At 47.7% G+C, this 18,822-nt stretch carries 20 protein-coding genes; 7 read left to right on the plus strand and 13 right to left on the minus strand.

Annotated elements, in window-relative coordinates; all coding sequences use genetic code 11:
* Positions 1 to 50 precede the first annotated feature (50 nt).
* A complete protein-coding gene (locus tag AC50YO_RS11905) occupies positions 51 to 947 on the minus strand; it encodes a manganese catalase family protein (RefSeq protein ID WP_494847064.1) in 897 nt (298 codons plus the stop codon).
* Positions 948 to 1,137: 190 nt separating this feature from the next.
* On the opposite strand from AC50YO_RS11905, the gene AC50YO_RS11910 reads away from it, so the two are divergent.
* On the plus strand, positions 1,138 to 1,320 hold the full coding sequence (locus AC50YO_RS11910) for a hypothetical protein (RefSeq protein WP_494847065.1): 183 nt from the start codon (positions 1,138 to 1,140) through the stop codon (positions 1,318 to 1,320).
* 119 nt (positions 1,321 to 1,439) lie between these two features.
* Positions 1,440 to 1,724 (plus strand): phage holin family protein, encoded by a 285-nt coding sequence (locus AC50YO_RS11915; RefSeq protein ID WP_494847066.1) that lies wholly within the window; start codon positions 1,440 to 1,442, stop codon positions 1,722 to 1,724.
* Between the two features lie 273 nt (positions 1,725 to 1,997).
* On the opposite strand, the gene AC50YO_RS11920 is transcribed toward AC50YO_RS11915, so the two are convergent.
* Entirely contained in the window at positions 1,998 to 2,543 is a 546-nt protein-coding gene (locus AC50YO_RS11920; protein ID WP_494847067.1) for a superoxide dismutase family protein, read from the minus strand.
* A 220-nt stretch (positions 2,544 to 2,763) separates the two neighbouring features.
* Here AC50YO_RS11920 and AC50YO_RS11925 point away from each other — a divergent pair, with 220 nt between their 5' ends.
* Complete coding sequence (locus AC50YO_RS11925; protein WP_494847068.1) at positions 2,764 to 3,195, plus strand: hypothetical protein; 432 nt, start codon at positions 2,764 to 2,766, stop codon at positions 3,193 to 3,195.
* 64 nt (positions 3,196 to 3,259) lie between these two features.
* On the opposite strand, the gene AC50YO_RS11930 is transcribed toward AC50YO_RS11925, so the two are convergent.
* The 5 genes from AC50YO_RS11930 to mscL form a co-directional block, all read right to left on the minus strand.
* Positions 3,260 to 4,315 (minus strand): serine hydrolase domain-containing protein, encoded by a 1,056-nt coding sequence (locus AC50YO_RS11930; protein ID WP_494847069.1) that lies wholly within the window; start codon positions 4,313 to 4,315, stop codon positions 3,260 to 3,262.
* Complete coding sequence (locus AC50YO_RS11935) at positions 4,312 to 5,286, minus strand: ABC transporter substrate-binding protein (RefSeq protein ID WP_494847070.1); 975 nt, start codon at positions 5,284 to 5,286, stop codon at positions 4,312 to 4,314. The genes AC50YO_RS11930 and AC50YO_RS11935 overlap by 4 nt, the downstream gene beginning before the upstream one ends.
* An 88-nt stretch (positions 5,287 to 5,374) precedes the next feature.
* Positions 5,375 to 7,009, minus strand: coding sequence for a helix-turn-helix domain-containing protein (locus tag AC50YO_RS11940; RefSeq protein ID WP_494847071.1), 1,635 nt, complete (start codon positions 7,007 to 7,009; stop codon positions 5,375 to 5,377).
* Between the two features lie 724 nt (positions 7,010 to 7,733).
* A complete protein-coding gene (locus AC50YO_RS11945; RefSeq protein ID WP_494847072.1) occupies positions 7,734 to 8,369 on the minus strand; it encodes an NUDIX hydrolase in 636 nt (211 codons plus the stop codon).
* 25 nt (positions 8,370 to 8,394) lie between these two features.
* Positions 8,395 to 8,886 carry a large conductance mechanosensitive channel protein MscL gene (gene mscL / locus AC50YO_RS11950; protein ID WP_494847073.1) on the minus strand — a complete coding sequence of 164 codons (492 nt, stop codon included), beginning with the start codon at positions 8,884 to 8,886 and terminating at the stop codon, positions 8,395 to 8,397.
* 236 nt (positions 8,887 to 9,122) lie between these two features.
* On the opposite strand from mscL, the gene AC50YO_RS11955 reads away from it, so the two are divergent.
* Positions 9,123 to 10,790 (plus strand): ATP-binding protein, encoded by a 1,668-nt coding sequence (locus tag AC50YO_RS11955; RefSeq protein ID WP_494847074.1) that lies wholly within the window; start codon positions 9,123 to 9,125, stop codon positions 10,788 to 10,790.
* On the opposite strand, the gene AC50YO_RS11960 is transcribed toward AC50YO_RS11955, so the two are convergent.
* Positions 10,774 to 11,706, minus strand: coding sequence for a diacylglycerol/lipid kinase family protein (locus AC50YO_RS11960; protein WP_494847075.1), 933 nt, complete (start codon positions 11,704 to 11,706; stop codon positions 10,774 to 10,776). The genes AC50YO_RS11955 and AC50YO_RS11960 overlap by 17 nt on opposite strands.
* 143 nt (positions 11,707 to 11,849) lie before the next feature.
* Here AC50YO_RS11960 and AC50YO_RS11965 point away from each other — a divergent pair, with 143 nt between their 5' ends.
* The 3 genes from AC50YO_RS11965 to AC50YO_RS11975 all read left to right on the plus strand — a co-directional run bounded on the left by AC50YO_RS11965 (position 11,850) and on the right by AC50YO_RS11975 (position 15,022).
* Positions 11,850 to 12,617: a sporulation protein gene (locus AC50YO_RS11965; protein WP_494847076.1), complete on the plus strand. Its 768-nt coding sequence runs from the start codon at positions 11,850 to 11,852 to the stop codon at positions 12,615 to 12,617.
* A gap of 181 nt (positions 12,618 to 12,798) precedes the next feature.
* Entirely contained in the window at positions 12,799 to 13,914 is a 1,116-nt protein-coding gene (locus tag AC50YO_RS11970; RefSeq protein ID WP_494847077.1) for a DNA alkylation repair protein, read from the plus strand.
* A gap of 34 nt (positions 13,915 to 13,948) precedes the next feature.
* Entirely contained in the window at positions 13,949 to 15,022 is a 1,074-nt protein-coding gene (locus AC50YO_RS11975; RefSeq protein ID WP_494847078.1) for an FUSC family protein, read from the plus strand.
* 76 nt (positions 15,023 to 15,098) lie between these two features.
* Here the strand turns inward: AC50YO_RS11975 and AC50YO_RS11980 are convergent, their stop codons facing one another.
* The 5 genes from AC50YO_RS11980 to AC50YO_RS12000 all read right to left on the minus strand — a co-directional run bounded on the left by AC50YO_RS11980 (position 15,099) and on the right by AC50YO_RS12000 (position 18,701).
* A complete protein-coding gene (locus tag AC50YO_RS11980) occupies positions 15,099 to 15,392 on the minus strand; it encodes a transposase (protein WP_494847079.1) in 294 nt (97 codons plus the stop codon).
* Between the two features lie 22 nt (positions 15,393 to 15,414).
* Entirely contained in the window at positions 15,415 to 15,558 is a 144-nt protein-coding gene (locus AC50YO_RS11985; RefSeq protein WP_494847080.1) for a hypothetical protein, read from the minus strand.
* 101 nt (positions 15,559 to 15,659) lie between these two features.
* Positions 15,660 to 16,265: a TVP38/TMEM64 family protein gene (locus AC50YO_RS11990; protein WP_494847081.1), complete on the minus strand. Its 606-nt coding sequence runs from the start codon at positions 16,263 to 16,265 to the stop codon at positions 15,660 to 15,662.
* Positions 16,266 to 16,309: 44 nt separating this feature from the next.
* Entirely contained in the window at positions 16,310 to 17,488 is a 1,179-nt protein-coding gene (locus tag AC50YO_RS11995; protein ID WP_494847082.1) for an MFS transporter, read from the minus strand.
* Between the two features lie 16 nt (positions 17,489 to 17,504).
* Positions 17,505 to 18,701, minus strand: coding sequence for an MGDG synthase family glycosyltransferase (locus AC50YO_RS12000; protein WP_494847083.1), 1,197 nt, complete (start codon positions 18,699 to 18,701; stop codon positions 17,505 to 17,507).
* Between the last annotated feature and the right edge of the window lie 121 nt (positions 18,702 to 18,822).

Raw genomic sequence — 18,822 nt, forward strand, 5'->3', positions numbered from 1 at the left:
TGCCTCTCTTTATAGAAGGTGACAAGGCTGCAAAGGCAGAGCCTGCTAGGTTATAGGCCGGCGTTTTTTTGCAGCCTTCTTGCGATTTCGAGGAAGTCTTCCGGGGTTATACCGGGAGCGAACTCTTCGGGTATTTCTTCTAGATCGGGCATGGGAGCTCCTTGCGGGTTTCCTTGAATGACTTCAAGTGGAGCACCGGTCTCGGGATGCGTGCCATTCCATATGAGCACGATATCTTTATAATCTTGGGGACTGAAGGTATAGAGCTTGTTGCCCAATCCCTGGGCTTCGAATTTACGAGCGGTTTCAAAGGCATTATTGCTTAGATTAGGAATCGGAATAAGCTTGGTTACATCGACTCCAGTTGCTACTTCAAGGGCTTTGGCATAAGCGACAACATGAACGCCGCCGCGGACGAGCAAGTAGCCGATCATTTCACGAGCGGTCGGATGATTGGTCATCTCGTATACGCGCATTTTGTGAGTGCGTGCACCGCATTCAAGGAAGAAATTATGAAGCAGATCCAAGACGAGATTGCCGCTGCTGAATACATAATCTCCTGTCCAGGCTTTGCCCATGGAATCAATGGGAAGCGAGGTTTGGGCAGATGCGATGAAGTGATAAGTATTCCGTTTGTTCACGGCTTCCTGCAGCGGAGCAGAGTTGGGATCACCTGGGCTGGTAGACCCCGTCAGTACCATATTGATCGCTGTGGATACCAGCTCCACATGGCCGAATTCTTCTGCTGTAATGCTGGCAACTAGATCATAGAAGGGCTTCAGTTTCTTTTTATTGCGAAAGTTAAAGGACTGGTACATATAGTTGTTCAGGGTCGACATCTCACCGAACTTGCCTCCAAGCAGCTCCTGTACAGCGGCTGCTGCATTTGCATCCGCATATTTGGATGGGGGAAGCTCAATCTGGAGCTTATTGATTCGTTGAAACATGAGAGAGGCCACCTCATTTCTTCACGAGGAATAGAATACCTCTCCATACTATGACAGTCTTATCGAATATAGACCGATGTTGTCGAATGGGATCTTTAGTGATACCGCAATTCCCATATCTTATTGGTTATTACATATTTAATCATGTTATGCTACAATCCAACTATAATTTTTGGGGGGAGCGATATTTGTGGTTTCTGCAATAAATGTTAGCGGGATACTATTTCTGATCGTACTTTTTCTTCTTTTTCTCGTTATTCTTGTTCGAGTAGTTGGCTTTGTAATAAAGAAATCAGGCATTGATAATAAACTGGATGCAATCAATGCGAAATTAGACTTAATCATTCAAAAAGAAGAACAAAAGGATATATGACGGGAACAAAGCTCGTTGAATTGGCAAAGCAAATATAATAACCAAGCGAGCAGGGCAGCTACCGTCTCGTCCCATAAGAAACGATCATATCTTATCCTATACAGCAGGGAAGGGATGTGATGGATATGGAATGGGAAAGCATCACGCAATGGATTGATCCAAATCTGATGGTCGTGGTCGTTGCTTGCTGGGTTATTGGATACGCGCTGAAGCAAACGCCAAGTGTACCGAATTGGAGCATTGTGTACGCGGTAACGGTGGCGGCAGTGGTCATTGTATCGCTCTTAACTGGATTCAGCGCAGAGAGCGTTATACAAGGAGTTCTGTGCGGGGGAATAGCCGTATATGGGCATCAGTTGGTCAATCAAGGTCTGAAAGCCCTTTCTTCCAAGCAGAAGGATTAAGGTGGATGGGCAGTTTCTCTCAAAGGCAGTGTTTGAAGCTATTTAAGGAATATGCTTCGCTAATTGTTGAACCACTTCACCTTATTTCCCAGTATATTTAGAGACTTATCATTAAGTCACATGAGTTGGCTTTATTCGCGCACTTACTTGTTCATTGGTTGGTCAATACGATAGGTAAAAGGACAAAAAGAAGCTTCGGATCCATTTTTTTGGATTCGAAGCTTCTTTTGATTTAGGGATGCTAATTTTCTGGGACAGCACCTTTTTTATGGCCTACTTGATAACGCCGCAAGCGATCCGGCTGCCTGAATTGCCGGATGGGTCTGTTGTGTAATCGTCGGCTTTCTCGTGAATAACGAGAGCAGTGCCTTCTGCAGGAAACAGGGAGTTGGGCTTATCTTTGGCGAGTGTGGCGTTTTTCGTAATAATGACCGTGTCCACTGTTCCATCTGCGCCTACTTGTATATTTGGCAAATCTCCGACATGGAAGCCTTTTGGATTATGGAAGCCATGCTCTTTGTTATTCGGGTTCAGATGAGCTCCAGCTGATTCGAAGCTAGGTGCTTCACATTTGCCTACGGCATGAAAGTGAATGCCATGGACACCCGGCGGCAGCTTGGCCGCTTGAACATGAAGGTGGATGCCATCCTCTTTTTCGGAGAGTACTGCAGCACCAATGGAATCTCCCTTGGAATTGATAATCGTTACTTTGACTTCTCCATCTGCGCCGCGGTGGTCGGCATGGGTTACATTTATTAATCCCGAGCCTGCAATCAGGATGCTGAGCATACAGCTCATTACGGTGATGCGTTTTTTCATAAGGTCCTCCCAAGGTGTATTTTTCCATAATAGCTTTGACCAAATAGGAAAAAATCATGCAGCAGCAGGATAATTCCCGATCAGGCTTTTCACTCGGAAGGCATCGAACTACACGTATCTAGTAGAGTTAAATCTATGTGATTGCAGGTGCTTACTTGTCCATACTCTTTTAATCCTTATGAATAGAATATAGCAGGATGAGAGGAGAGGGGGAAATAAAGTGTCTAACAAAACAAACTTGAAATTCACCAATGTGAAAGCTGTCCGTCGTACGAAGAAACGCGCTGTGATTTCATCAGGCTGTACCTGCGAGAAGGAGCATAAGGACAATAAGAGTCATAAAAGCCAAGGCTGCAAATGTCGTAAGAAAGATTCGGCAGTAGAGGCAGTACAGGATGCCGGCAAAGAGCTAAGCCAGTTATTCGGCCATTTGAAGCATGAGGAGGTAGCCGAGCAGCTAGTGAGAGCCATTCGCTGCCGCGATGCACGGGCTATTGAGCGGATCATTGGCTGTGATTGCAAAGTGGTTAACTTCTTCTGTACACGGTGCTCGGATTGTGTCCGTATCTGCTGCGTATTCGGCAAGTGCAATGATGTTACGATTTCGTTCGATATTTGTATCAAGAAAAAATTTGATTGTTGTCACCGGTAAGGCGGAGTTATCTATAAAAGGCTCCAAGATACTAGCTGACGTTAATTTGTAAGAATGCTCATCTCTACTGGAAAAACAGCTGTTCGGCTTCCTCCATAAGGAGAGCGGCTTCAGTAGAGTCGCTATCTTCAACATTGGAAAGAACGATCAGCACTTTACCCTCATGCGGTGCCCGAACGAACCGACTCCAATACCCTGGCCAGCCGCCGCTATGACTTAATAGCAGCTGGTTGCTAGCGGATCTGGACAGAAACCATCCGAAGCCGCAGGGGGTAAAGGTGCCATCTGGCAGCCTATGAGGGGATGTGGCTCGAATGAGCGATTCCCTATTCAAGAGCTGACCATTGCTTAATGCTTGATCAAAGGCGTGGAGATCACCAAGCGTGGAATGAATGGTACCGTCCCCTTGGATTCCATCCAAAGTAATGACAAAGGAAAACGCATCGTCTTCGTCCGGCAGGCTGTAGCCAATATGGTCTCTCTTGATCCATCCGAGAGCCAGATTTGCGACAGCCTCTGGACGAATTCTTCTATTATAGACACGTGTCTTACTCATTCCTGCGGGCTGAAATACGAAATTCTGCATAAATTCAGCATAGGACATGCCTGATGCGGCCTCGATAATGCTGGCCAGACATACATAGCCTGTATTGCTGTATTCATATCTCTCGCCAGCCTGAAAGTGCGGGGAGGGAGCATGCGAAATAAGCATTGAAATGACATCTGCATTATCATAGATACGAGCTTTTTCGGTATAGGTATCTATCAAATCCATATAGTCCGGCAGCCCTGAGGTATGGGTTAGAGCATTCGTGATTGTTGCTTCTTTATAAGGGAAATTCGGCAGCCATTGGCTCAGCTTATCATCAAGCCGCAGTTGCCTCGCTTCTTCTAGGAGTTGAATAGCTACTGCTGTAAATAGCTTGGTTACAGAGGCGGTTTCATAGAGAGAATGCTGGGTAAGCTTCTGCTTATTGCGATAATCAGCTAGCCCAAAGACGCCAATATACGGTGGCTTGCCATCGTAAGCAAGGAGCAGCCCTCCAGAAAACAGCCCTCTATGATGAAGGGCTTTAAATTTGGAGAAAATCAATGCGGCGGTATCTTCTATTGTTCTCATTCAAACTGATCTCTCACGGCTTGCATAATCTTGATCTTTCCGTTAGCCGTTCCTCCTCCTGAGACCAATGGATCGACAGCATTGATGAAAAGGCGCCCTTGAGCAACAGCCTCAATCTTATTCCAGACGGGTGATTGCTGAAGCTCCTCAAAGGCTTGCTCGCTTCCACCATTCTCATAAATATCGTATTGAAGAAAAATATAATCGGGATTGGCAGCAACTAATGCTTCTAATGACAGCACGCTTTGCTGCGTGGTTGCCGTAATAAGTTTAGGTACTTTGAAGCCAAGCTGCTCATATAGAACATCATTTAAAAAGACATTCTCGGGATAAATCATCAATTCTCCTCCGCGCAATCGAATAGCAAGCACCTCGGTATCGGAATTAAGCCGAGACACGATTGCACGTGTATCTTCATTGAGCTTCTTATACTGTTCAATAATGCTCTGTGCTTTTTCTGAAGTGCCTGTAATCTGAGCAAGGAGCTCTAGATTGGCTTGCCAGTCTGGACCAAAGTGGGAGACAGGAATGACTGGCGCGATTTTGCCTAAGCGTTCATAGACGACAGAGGTCTCCATATCTGTACTGATGATAAGGTCAGGCGCTAGCTCCAGCAAATACTCTATACTTTCCTCTGTTGAGCCCATTAATGGAATTGTATTTTTCATTACCGTTCCATAAAAGCCGGGAAAGGGCTCCGCCTCATCTCCAATAGCGCTTGCGGCATACGGCTCTACGCCTAGAAGTACAGCATCCTCCATGGATTCAAAGGCGCTCATGAATAAAATGCGCTTGGGATTTACCGGAATGATATATTCTTTACCCAGATAGGTAATGCTTCGCACAGTCCCATTCCCTTCGGAATCCATACTCACTTGGTTGTTATTATTGATTGGAGCCTTTCCGCATCCAAGCAATGCAATGACTAGCAGCAGGAAGAATGACGAAAATAAATAGCGATAAAGCTTCATTGTGCTTACCTCCACTGAGAATGATTCTTACTACTGATCATAGTAGAGAAAGCTGCTTGCTGTGTCTATGTACATATGGATGTGAAAGCTATGGACAATTGACGGAAAGTATTCGGGTAATCTCCTCTACGATTAGAAGTCGGGCGATCGGGGAGTCGTCTCTCCATGGAAAAGGGGGCAGAAGATGCAGTCGTCCCAGCCGTACGGCATGCAATCTCAACCAATCCTCATCCTCTTGAAGATTGTCCCATGTATGCAAGGTTTCATTATCTTGATAGACGAGGGCCAGTAAAATATCCGGTTGAATCGCCTTTAGCTCAGCAGGAGTGATGAGTCTGCGACCGCCTGTGTGTGGAACAACAGGGGATGGTCGCAGGCCGAGATCGCCAAATAAAGTAGATGCTGCTGTAGGATCAGCATGAACAAACATCTCTTTTCCCTCTACGAGAAGAAATAGTATCGTATGACTCTTCCAACGAGAAGCGATTTGTTCTCTAGCTAGTTTGACCGACCAATTATAAGTAGAGATAAATTGTTGAGCCTCCGCTTCTGCATTCAATTGGCCTGCAATAAGCAGTAACTGTTGGTGCCAATCCGGATGTTCCAACTCAACTGTGATGACAGTCCCTAAGTTTTTCAACTGATGTTGAAGTGAATGGTCAAGCAGGGAGGAGCAAAGGATGAATTCATAGGTTTGACCAGCATGAAGGAGCGACACTGCATTTTCATTGACCACATCTCGGCTTCGACCAACCGATAGCCGAATGCTCACTTCACTCCCCAGCAGCTCTTCAAAGTATGGTCGCCAGAGGGGGTGCATAGGAGCTGCTGCAGGTGCAAAATGCAGGGGAGTTAAAAAACCTAAGCAGGCACTGTCAAGAACAGCAATCGTGCGTATGCGATTCCTCGTATAAGCAGATGGCGACATTCCCGTCTCCTGTTTAAATTTTCGGCTGAAGTAGAACTCATCATTGAAGCCGCAAGCATGGGCAACCTCCCGTAGACGACCTGCTTTTTTTGTGAGTAGACGCTTAGCGGCCTCCAGCCGGACAGCGGCCACATATTGCATCGCGCCCATTCCATATTGTTTTCTGAATAGCTCCATATAATATTTCGGACTAATATGCACTCGTCTCGCCAAGAGCCCTACGGATAGCTGTATATTGTAGGCGGTATGAATATATAGTCTGCTTTGCTCGAGTCTGGTCAGTAAAGCTTCCTCCGGTCTCAGCAGCTCGGATGCTAGGTGGTGAAGTAATTCATAGAAATGTGCTTGTGTCAAAAAGGCAGGCTGAGCAGATTGGCCCTGCTGAAGCAATGTAAATAATAATCGGCATAGCTGCTCGACTCTCTCTCCCGAAGAGTAGCATTGGGAGCTTGAGAATAATGAATCGATGGGATGCTCATAATCCAAGGTATCTTCGTTATGTTCCGGAGACGATTTATCTGATGGAAGAGCAGGAAAGATATCGAATGCAAGGATATAGACACAGGATTTCTCATTGGGAGTCAGGGTAATGCTGAAGCTTTCCTCAGGCGGGCAATAGTAAAAGGTGTCTGGAACAATATAATCATGCTGCTCTGCTAGTGTAAGGGATCCTTCTGTGCGATAGGGGATGATGAGGTAGTGGCAGCGAGTCAGCCTACGGCCAATTCGTTGGCATGCGCTGCCATGGAATAACTGAATGCTGTTTATTTGATAAAGGGTCTGGGGAATAGTCATAGGTCTTTCCTTACTCCTTTAATTGTAGTTGTATCAATGATAATGATTATCACACGGTTGGACAACTAGTATTTTCATAAGGGGATGATGTCGAGTGCGGGGGGTTTGTGCTGGCTTGCAAGTATAAAAGCGCACGCTTGCAATCCTTTCAACATAGGATAGGAAAGATTGAATAGGAATGATGAACAAGCATGGAGGTGAATGAAGATGCCCCTTATTCCGAATTTCCCTGCGGACTTGCTCCGAGAGCATCAGATTTGGCATCATCAGCATCATGTAACACCAGGGACGCCTCCTCCTCCGGGTTTCGGGGAGCAGTTTCTGAGGTTCCATCGTGATTTTATAAACCGAGTCTATGCCTGGTTCCAGAGACAAGGCTATGACGGGCGGTTAATCGCAGGTTGGAATGAAATGCCGCCTGAGGCGATTCGGCGAGCCCCTTGCTATAATCGGGAAGCGGAGAGCAGGATTCGCTTCAATCCCCGCTCCTTCAGAACGTTGGATGAGCTGGGGCGCTTCCTTGAATCGAGCGGAGTTCATGGCTGTATGCACGCGATGGCGGCGAGATTAAATAATCAACCGGAGATAGATGATTTCGATTATACGACGAGACATACGGAGTTTTACAATATTCATGGCTTGATCGACCAATGGTATCGGAACTGGGAATTTGCTTGGGGACTGCGAGAGGATGCAAAAAAAGACGGTAGCAATACCGCCTCTATCACGTACAATCGCGCAAGGCGCGTATCAGGCTTGCGTAATAGCCGGGCTCGCGCGGGACGAATTGATCTAATCGCACGGTCCGCGAGGTCAGCTTCTGCCCGCCGCCTGCAAGCGAAGCCTCGACGCCGTCGGCAGACACCTCTGATTGCGCCCCTTCGAACAGGAGAAGCAGTTCTTCGAGGTCGGCCTCATAGACGCCAGCCACTTCTTCGGCTTGAAGCTTCAATGAAGAGAGCGGCAAGGAGCAAACACAGCCGAAAACATCACTAATCTCTCGGTCAATGAACGGAATGCCATTCACCTCACCGTGGGCTTCCTCTTTTATTTGGCCCAGCGGGATCAGTTCATCGTATAAAACCTGTACGCCAATCTCCTCCTGAATCTCGCGAGCTGCATCACGCATGGTCTCTCCAGCAGAGAGGTGGCCCGCAACGGTGATATCGTAATGGTTCGGATAAGTATCCTTGCCTGACTGTCGGAGCTGGAACCGTACGAAGCGGCGGTTCCCCTCCATTCGAGTCAACCAGCAGTGGAACGTCCGATGCCAATACCCATGCAGGTGAGTCTGCGATCGACTTGCTGTACCAAGCGGATTGAGCTGTTCATCATAGATATCGAATTGTTCTTCAGCCATGCGAAAAGCTTCCCTCCTGCTTGTCCTAGGTGTTGGTGCACTGAGCTTCCAATTGTGAGGTGCAGTGCTTGCAGCGTGTTGCCTTTATGGGTACTTGGGACAAGCAGTACGGACATTCTTTTTCTGTCGGGGCCGCTTCTTCTACGACTTCCTCTGGCTTCATTGTGCGCAAAACATTAATAAACTTAACAAGAGCGAATATACAAGCAGCAACGATCAGGAAGTTAAGCATCACATTAATGAATTGGCCGTAAGCGACAACGGGAATTCCTTTATCAGTAGCCACTGCCAAAGAGGTAATGCCCCCAAGCTCCTCTGACCGTTTCGGATCTAGATTAATAAATAGGTCTTTGAAATCCGCTCCTCCAAGCAGTCTTCCCACAGGAGGCATGATAATGTCATTGACGAGAGAGGTAACAATTTTACCGAAGGCCCCCCCAATAATGACACCGACAGCAAGGTCGATGACGTTACCTTTTACAGCAAACTCTCTGAATTCTTTAACAATCTTCTTCACGTAATTCTCTCCTCCATCATAATAACTTCAACCTTCTTTATATGTATTCTAAGCGATTTTTCGAATTTCAGAAAGTATGAGAAAGGATTTCAAATCCAATTGTCGAATCTCACTAAGGAGAGTAAATTAATGGATATTTGAGGAGTTTTATGAATCCCCCTACTATATTTGGGAATGTCTATTACGAGCTATTATCATTATTTATCCTATGTTGTGCTTCTTATACGATGTTTAATATGGCAGGTCAACCGCGTTTTGGGGAATGGCATCCTCCAATCCATTGGAAGATCGGCGGTTCTCTCGTGTTCGGGCTTGGCTTATGGGCGATGCATATTGTATCCTTGCTGGGTTCGGACCATTTGATTACGATCAAGGGATCAATGGCCTCTGTTATGCTGGGCTGTTCACTATTCACGTATATAGGAATCATCCAACTGGAGCGTAAGTGGACGCTTCAATTTAGGGTTCTGATAAGCAGTTTCTTTATAACCGTTGGAGCAACACTGCTCCACTATTTCATGCTGCTGTCGGGGACGTATATCAGCAGTGATACGAGCGTATGGCTATTCATCGGGTCTTTTTTAATATCTTTTATAGGCACGTATATTGCCTTCTATTGCTTTTTATCGAGACGTCTATTGAACAAATGGATAAGCAGCTTTATATTAGGCCTCAGTATGATGGCGATGCATCTTATTGGGATGGAAGCATTTATGATCGAGCATGATGAAATTATAACGACGGATCGGCTTAATGATTATTTGCTCACCCTCGCGTTTTTGCTGGGAATTGCTACTTTGCTTATTCTTAGCTTTACCTTCACCACTTGGATGGCCGCCCATAAATATCGAATGATGGATGCACGGTACAAGCTGCTCGTGGAGAACTCGCTGGATACGATTGCCCTAATCAAAGGCGACCGATGGGATTATATGAACCAATCGGGCTTAAGACTGTTTAAAGCCAAAGAGAGCTGCGATATTATCGGTCATTCCATCTATCAATTCCTATTGGAGAAGCATCACGATGAAGTGAAGAATTGGTATAAGGAAGACTCGATTTGTAAACAAAACAAACCGATTGAGCTGTCATGGAGGACGGTGGAGGGCTTAATGATTCATACGGAAATGGTGCGAACCAGCACAAGCTGTTCCGGACATGTGATTGACCAAGTCATTATCCGGGACATTTCCGAGAGAAAGAAGAGCGAAGAGCTGCTGATTCATTCGGAGAAGCTGTCAGTCGCTGGACAGCTCGCTGCAGGCATCGCGCATGAGATCCGCAATCCGCTGACATCACTCAAAGGCTTTTTGCAATTAATCGCTTCCGGACGCAGCAGTAAACCGAGCTATTATGTTATTATGCAGGCTGAATTAATCCGTATTGAATCTATTATTAGTGAACTGCTCCTGCTCTCCAAGCCTCAATCCGTGGAATGGTCGTATCAAGATCTTCGTACCGTATTGACGGAGACCGTTACTTTGCTTGAAGCACAGGCTATTCTTCATAATATCGAGATCGAGCTCGCCTCTGCTGCTAGCCCCCTTTGGATCAAGGGAGTTGAGACGCAATTAAAACAGGTGTTTATTTCGATCGTTAAGAATGCGATCGAAGCCATGCCTGGGGGAGGGTTGATTCGAGTGGTTGCGACCTTAGAGGATAATGCCACGGTTATGGTCCGTATTCAGGATCAAGGGCCTGGCCTTGCTGAGGAGCAGCTATCACGAATGGGAGAGCCTTTCTATACCATTAAAGATTGCGGGACGGGTCTAGGCCTTATGGTTACCTATCATATCGTCGATCAGCATAAAGGTACAATCGATGCAGTGAGTGAGATAGGGGAGGGGACGACATTGGTCGTCCAGCTGCCTTATGCAGGGGAAAGAATTAAACGCGGCCTTTAATAATTCGGATACTGTTAGGAATGATCTCTGCTTGTATCGGAGCAAGCCCCAAAGCTTCGCCGTCACCATAAATAATCAGGTTAGCCGCTCGAGGAGATACCTCGTCCGCAGGAGAAATATGTATGCTTGTCCCTCGCAGCATTGTGACGTATTTTAATCGGGTATGAGAGCCGTTCAGCAGCGTAGGGAGTAAGCCGAGAAGCTGCAAGGCAGAGCAGGAATGGACGATACAAATATCGAGCAGCTTGTCGCTGGGATCGGCATCAGGACAAATCCGCAGCCCGCCTCCATAGCTTGGACCATTAGCGACAGCTGCCAGCCAGCCGCGCTCGTAGTGATATTTCTTCCCGTCGACCGTCACCTCTATTGGGATTGGCCGATAGGTGATGAGGGTCTGGAGAACTCCTATCACATAAGCAAACGAACCGATTCGGAGTCGATTGCACCATTTTTTATAGGATGAACGATTGACCGCTTCCGCGATTGCTGAGTCGAATCCGGCTGCTAAGGCGGTGAGGGTCAAGGTCGCTTCATCTAATGAAGAGCGGGTAGCTCGAATAAGATCGATGGTCTGTTCTTGGCCTTCAAGAAGGATTTCGAGGGCATGCAGAGGATTGCTTGGTATATGAAACATTCTTGCCGCATCATTGCCGGAGCCTGCTGGCAGAATGCCTATTGGAACTCCTGCGAGCAAGGGGAGCAGACTATGGAGAGTGCCGTCACCGCCTATGATTGCTACCGCTGTCGGCATTATGCTGTCGAGCTGCTTCTTAATTGCTGGAATAGCATTCTTGCTATCAGACATCATGACTGCCGTGTAGGGGATACCGCGACGCCGTAGCTCTGATTCTACAATGGTCCATACTTGCTTGCCACGGCCGTTGCCAGCCTTCTCATTAATTGCGAATAGATACATAACGTTCCCCTGTCTTTGTCGTTAGTAAGTTAGGTATTAGGCCTCATTATAAAGCTGTTCCAATGAAATTGAAACCACTTTTGTAAGTAATCGTATTATGCTGAGTATGAAGTTAATCATTCTATCATGTGGAGGCTGCTCATATGTTTAATCGTCTATTTGCTAGTATTGGAATTGGCTCTGCAAAGATTGATACCCTGCTTGACAAGACCCGCTATTCACCAGGTGAATTGGTCACTGGCGTAGTCAAGGTGAAGGGAGGAAATGCTGAACAACGCATTGAGACGATTACGCTATCAGTCATGACTGAATATATTAAGGAATCTAATGATACTAAAGTAAGGCATCATAGCGAGATCAGCCGTTGCCGCGTCTCTGATCCCTTTGTCCTGTCAGTAGGGGAATTAAAAGAGGTGCCGTTCTCGTTCCGACTGCCTCATCGGGCTCCGTTGACGATTGGAAGCACGCCGGTATGGGTGAAGACAGGGCTGGATATTAGCGGAGGGGTGGACTCTGGCGACAATGACCGGATTGATATTGCTCCTACGCCAGCAATGGAGACGATATTAAATGCAATGAAGGTGCTCGGCTTCCAATTCCGCAAGGCAGATTGCGAATATGCATCGCGACTGGGCGGTAACTTGCCTTTCGTCCAAGAATTCGAATTTGTGCCAACGACACAGTTCCGCGGACAGTTGGACGAACTGGAAATTATGTTCTTCCCTGCGGACCATGAGCTGGAGATTGTTCTTCAAATCGACCGCAAGGTACGAGGGCTCGGCAGTTTGTTCGCAGAAGCGATGAAGTTGGATGAATCCTTCGTTCGTGTTCGTTTCAGCAATCAACAGATTGCAGCGGGTCATGATGTCGTGGCTAAACAGTTATATGATATTATTTCCCGTTATACCTAGGTTGAAAAACTGGTATTATTCGATTGAATCAGCATGGCTGACAGACGCCCCCTGGGTGAATGTCAGCCATTTATTTGCGCTCATAGAGGGCTAAGATCGAATTGGAAATGGATGTTCTTGCTCCGATGCAAGAATGTGGCATAATAGGAGGAAGGAAATTAGTGAAGGCGAGGTAACAAGAATGGCTGAGCAACTCAAAGCTCTATATGATGGCGATTTCGTTGAGCAATTCGCAGAGCTTGTTCAATCGGTGTGGAGGCCGTTTAATAAGGATTCCTTTGCTGCACGTGTTCATGAAGGGGAGTGGGAGCAGCTTGCACTCAAGGCTCGTTCTCGGCGGATAACCGAAGCGCTTGGGGCAGAGCTGCCTTCTTCTTATGAAGAGGCAATTCATCTATTGGATCAGATTGCCGATCAATGCAGAGGGCTACCGTATATATTCTTTCCCGATTTCGTTGAGCGGTACGGGATGGAGCCAGCGAATTGGGATTTGTCGATGTGGGCGCTTGCGCGCTTCACCAAATACTCTACCTCTGAATTTGCAGTCAGGCCGTTTCTGCTTGCGCAGCCTGAGCGGATGCTGGCGACCATGCTGGAATGGGCAGATCATTCGGACGAGCATGTGAGAAGACTGGCGAGTGAAGGGACAAGACCAAGGCTTCCGTGGGGACAAGCGCTTCCGATGTTTATAAAGGATCCAAATCCGGTGATACCTTTATTAGAGAAGCTCAGACGGGATGATTCGCTGTATGTTCGTAAAAGCGTAGCAAACCATCTGAATGATATCGCCAAGGATAATCCGCGAATCGTTATAGACCTTGCACAGAAGTGGTATGGGGAGCACGTACATACCGATTGGATTATTCGCAGAGGCTGTCGTACTCTGGTGAAAAAGGCAGTGCCTGAGGCGATGCTGCTATTCGGTTATACCGATGCCGGCAGTCATGGTTTGGATGAGCGCTCGAAGATCGTAGAGTCTGCTGGGCTCCGCATTCTGCCAGAAGAAGTGATGATCGGCGGTGAGACGCAGCTTCACTACGAGCTGCAATTGGCAGAGGGAGGTCCCTTCAAGCTGCGAATCGAGTATGGCATAGACTTTGTCAAAGCGACAGGAAAAACCTCGCAAAAACGGTTCTTACTCTCGGATCGCGAATATACCGGAGGGGCTTCGATTGAAGGTGTAAGGGTGCACCGCTTCAAGGATCTGACCACTCGCAAGCATTATCCTGGGCTTCACCGGATATCGCTATGGGTGAATGGGCAGGAGGCAGCTTCTGCCGAGCTGTTAGTCCATTAGAGAAGGATAAGCACATCATGGGGGAGATTCAAGGATGACTATTGGAGCGCGTGTGCTTAAAACAGGAATGGCTGTCGCTCTGGCCATTTTTCTAAGTGATATATTCGGATATCCATCGCCGCTCATTACAGCGGTTGCTGCCATTCTAACGATTCAGCCTTCTATATATCGATCGTGGCAGCAGGTGCTGGATCAATTCCAGACGAATTTGCTGGGCGCCATTATAGCTTTGGTTGCGATGCGGTTATTCGGACAAACGCCTATCGCGGTTGGCTTGGTCTGTATTCTGGTCATTATGGTAAGCATTCGCCTGAAGATGGAGACGACAATCGGGGTAACGCTGGTTACCGTCGTTGCGATAATGGAGGCGCATGGACAGGAGATCACGGTAGCGCTCTCCAGATTCACAATGGTACTTGCCGGAATGGGCGCCGCATTCACAGTTAATGTCCTTGTCTTCCCGCCTCGTCCGAGGAAGCAGTTCACGGAGCAAGTGCATCAAGCTTACGCTCAGCTGTCTCTGCTGCTGCGAACTTCTATATCCGATGAGATGAAGGAGTCTGTGTTCCGTGTGGAGAAGGAGAAGCTTCATCAGACCCTGCGTAAGCTTGAGGATCGCTATTTGCTGTTCGAGGAAGAGCGTAAGGTGCTTGCACGTACCAAAAAGAGCCATGCGCGGCAGCTGCTGGTATCCAAGCAGATGATCAAGTCTTTGCAAAAAGGCTCCGACTTGCTTGAAGTGGTCGAGGAGCATTACTTCTCATCGCCTAGAGCCGGTGATTGGGCCGTCCGCTTCGATGCCCAGATTGAGGAGTTAACCAAGTACCATGAATTGATCCTGCTCAAAATTGAGAATAAAATGAAGCCGAATATGAATGTAGAGCCTGCGGAAGAGCGTGAAATGCGTCTAATTAATGAGCTGACGGATTACGTTCGGGAAGACCCGGATGAGAATAAGCGACTAATCTTTGTAGCCTCCGCGCTGTTCGAATATGCTTATCATCTCCGGCGTTTGGAGAAGGTGGTCGATCAGGTACAGCAGCGGGGAGCAGAAGCTGCAAATGCTGCCACGGATGCGGATAGACTGAGTGAAAATATAGAGAAATAACAAAGAGCAGGGTGACCTCTATTATAGCGGTTACGCTGCTCTTTGTTATGGATTTCAGATTTCACCCGGAAACGCGTTATTTTTCAGTCTTGTTGCTGCCCTTGTGGCGGCGTGGGTGCTGCATATGTGCTTCAGGATCCGCATCGTCATCCTTCGGAATAAGACGCGGGTCCGTTTTTCCTGCATGGTGGTTGTCGAAGTCCAGCTCAACAAGCTCCCATTCGGTTTTGCCGAGTATGACATCGGCAGGAAAGTCATCCCCTCGTTTGAGCTGATCCTCTTGCCCGGCTTCATTACGATATACGCCGGTAACTTCTACCGATTCGCCCGATAGGGGGGCCATTTCATTATGCTGTTCATGTTCACTCATGCTGTTCGTCCCTTCCCTATGCTTATTGTCCGTGCTTAGGTACAGCAGCGTGGTCAGCTTCCGATTGCAGTTCACTCGCTCTTTGCTTGTCTGCTCCAGAGCGATCGGCCTTCGATTGGGCTTTGCTTGCGGCTAACTGTTTGTGGGACGGCTGTTCTCCTGACATTCCGCCATCCTCCTTTCAACTGATGATCCTCCAACAGTGTGCCACAAATCAGCGATTTGTATGAGCATTTCGTTGAAGAATAGCGTGCCAGGCGAGCAATCTTAATTAACCGAATAGCGTGCTTCGAGCTTCTTGCCGCCGAACCACATGAGCAGAATGAAGGCACAGGTTACAAAAATACGCCATGGCTCTTCTCGGAAGCTCCCAATATCGAAGCTGATTAGTGAGATGCTCATAATCATAACGGCCTTCCCTAGAATCGTCGCGATAGCAAAGGTACGGAAGGGAACCGAGCTAAGCCCAGAAACAATATTGATTAGCGAAGAAGGGGAGAAAGGGAAGCAGGCGAGCAGGAATAAGGGAGTAAATCCTCTCTGGTCCACCCAATTGAAGAACCGTTCGGATCGGGGGAACCGCCGCTCGATCCGTGCTTTGACATTATGGCCAAGCTTACGGCTTATTGAAAAGACGCAGACGGCTCCAACAGATACGCCAATCCATGAGAAAAGAAAGCCAAAGCCGAGCCCGAATATATTGGCATTGGCTGCCACAATAACCAACAGCGGTAGGAAAGGCAGGAATGACTCCAGAAGCGGGAGAAGAATACCGAGCAGAGGGCCAAAATGGGCGAAGCTTTCCAGCGTTCGCTGAATATGCTCCAGATCAATATTTTTGACATAATAGATCCAATCCTGCAATATAACCATCGCTTCAAAACTCCACTCTGCCCTATGTAGAGGGCTATCTTATCTTAATCAGTCATTGTTCCTCCCCGCAGTAAGCTGGAAGGGAACAGTAAGTACAGCAATCCAATGAATCCAAACAATAATGCACTTATCCAGATGACGGAGGTTTCTCCATAGGAAGCGGCCACCAGTCCTCCTGCGATTGGCCCAATCATGCCGCCAAAGCCTTCGACAGTAGATAGTATGCCCCAGCCCAGCCCCTCCTGCTTAGGTGGTACGTAAGCAGCAAGCAGTGCGTTCCATGCCGGCAGAATAGCTGCATATGACAAGCCAAGCACCATCGCAATGATTAAACAATACCAGAACGGAAGCTTCCATGCCAGCATATATAAGCCGCCAGCGAATAGACCAAAACCCGTGACGAGGAACCACTTCCCGCCTCCTAGCTTGTCTGATAATCGTCCCATCGGAATGAGGCCAATTGCAGCGAATGCCCCTCCTGCTGTCAACAGCAGGGAGTATTGTGCACCAGCAATTCCAAGATGCTTCTCTGCAAAGCTCGGCAGAATCGGAACGAGCATACTGGCGCCTGCTGTCTGTAGAATCATGCCAGGCAATAAGAGCCTCATTTGGCGCAAACGGGAGCCGAGCACTTCAATTTGCGTGCGTAAAGGTATAGCTTGTAATTGATTGGCCCGCTTGCTGCTCATGAACAAGGACAAGATAGTGGCAAGAAGAGATAAGGACAGCAGCAAATTATAGGTTGTCTTAGTATTGTATTCAAGAAGCACGTTACAAATGATCGGTCCTGAGCCTAATCCTACAAGCCATATCGTATATAGGAAGCCCATCTGTGTAGCGCGCTGCTCCTCGCTTACTTTGGTTAGGCAAACAATCCAGATTGGGGACATCCCAATACCGTATAGCGCCGAAGCTGTAATGAACAGCCAAGGCGCGGCAGCGAATTGGAGGAGAAAGACGCCGAGCAGGGAAAGGAACAATCCAGTCTGAACGACCAGCCGGATTGAGAAGCGGTCCAGTAAGTAGCCGATGGCTACCTTGAGAATGGTATCGGTCAAATAATGCGCAGTAATGGCTATGCCTATAATATCCAAAGACAAGCCAAGCGTTTTTTGCCCGTAAATAGGCAAGAGGCTGATGAGTACGGCACCGCGGACGAATTCAACTAAGAATAAAATAACGGAGATGAGCCGCATCTCCGCTCCGAACCAGTTATTTTTCACGGATAGAAGCTCTCCTTTACCTCAAGTTAGATTTATAAGTCGGGATACGTTGATTAAGCTGATTGATACTGGATAAGATGGAGCCCGCAATACAATCTGCCGCTACTGTGGCTGTTGGAGCTTGAAGCTCCTGAATGGAAGCTCTTCTGACGCTGATTCGCACGGGATCTTGAATAAGCTCCAATAGGCTGTGAATAAGCTCACCTGCGTTATGGCTTATAGTGGCGGCCCCTTTGGATTGCAGATATAGAGCATTCTGCTTCTCCTGCCCTGGAACTGGCTTGTAGATGAAGATGGGCAAGCCTGCCGCGATGGCTTCCGAGAGCGTGATGCCTCCTGGCTTCGTAACTAGGCATGTAGCGATCGCCATGAGCTCATGAACGTTCTCCACATAGCCGAACACATAGAGGCGATTCGCATGAGGGTGGCCCTTGAATTGCTGCTGTATGGACGTGAATAGGACGTTGTTTCGGCCGCAGACTACTACGAGCTGGGCATCAGGATGCTGATTGAGCAAGCCGCTGCATATGTCTGTCAGATCAGGCATGACACCTTGAGCCCCTGCCATCAAGAGAAGAATAGGCTTGTCGGCGGATAATCCAAATTGCTGATACAGATCGTAGGAAGCTCTTACGGAGCGAAACCCTTGCTTGAGGGGGATTCCGCTTACTACAGCGTGTATGCCAAGAATATCAAGCTCGCGCTTCATATCCTCTGTAGCAACAAAATATCGATCAATTGCTGGATGAACCCAGCGTTGATGAAGATCGAAATCGGTAATGACAGCATAGGAAGGCGGCTTGGTTGGCGCATTGGCCGCCTTGCCCTTTAATCTTGGGATAGCGAACTGCGGGAAGGTATGAATGACAGCATCCGGCTTCTCGGCCTCGAGTATGCGACGAATCGTGTACCTGCCGAAGGAATGGAGAAAGCCGCCGAATAGCGAGTCATGCTTCATGGACCGTGTGAGATCATACATCCAGCCGTAAAGGCGCGGCATGTACGTATAGCTTCTAGTATAGAACCCGCGAGTCATTGTGTTCACCCAAGGATGCGATTCTGCCATCAAGTCAACCAAGAGAGTCGAACAGTTGCCGCGTTCCTCCAATGCGTCTCGAATAGCATGTGCAGCTTGTAGATGACCTTCACCATAGGATGCATACAAAATTAATATTTTCGGCTGTTGCTCCAGATTAGGACCCTGAATTACCATAGAAGCCTACACCTCCTTGCCGCAAGTATAGCGGTCGATTGTCAAATCCCTGTAAGCGGAAGCTGTGTTTGAATATATTATTTTTGTATAATGGCGTTTGTATCCAAAAAAGTCGCAAGAG

This window comes from Paenibacillus sp. J22P59 (genome assembly GCF_059383895.1).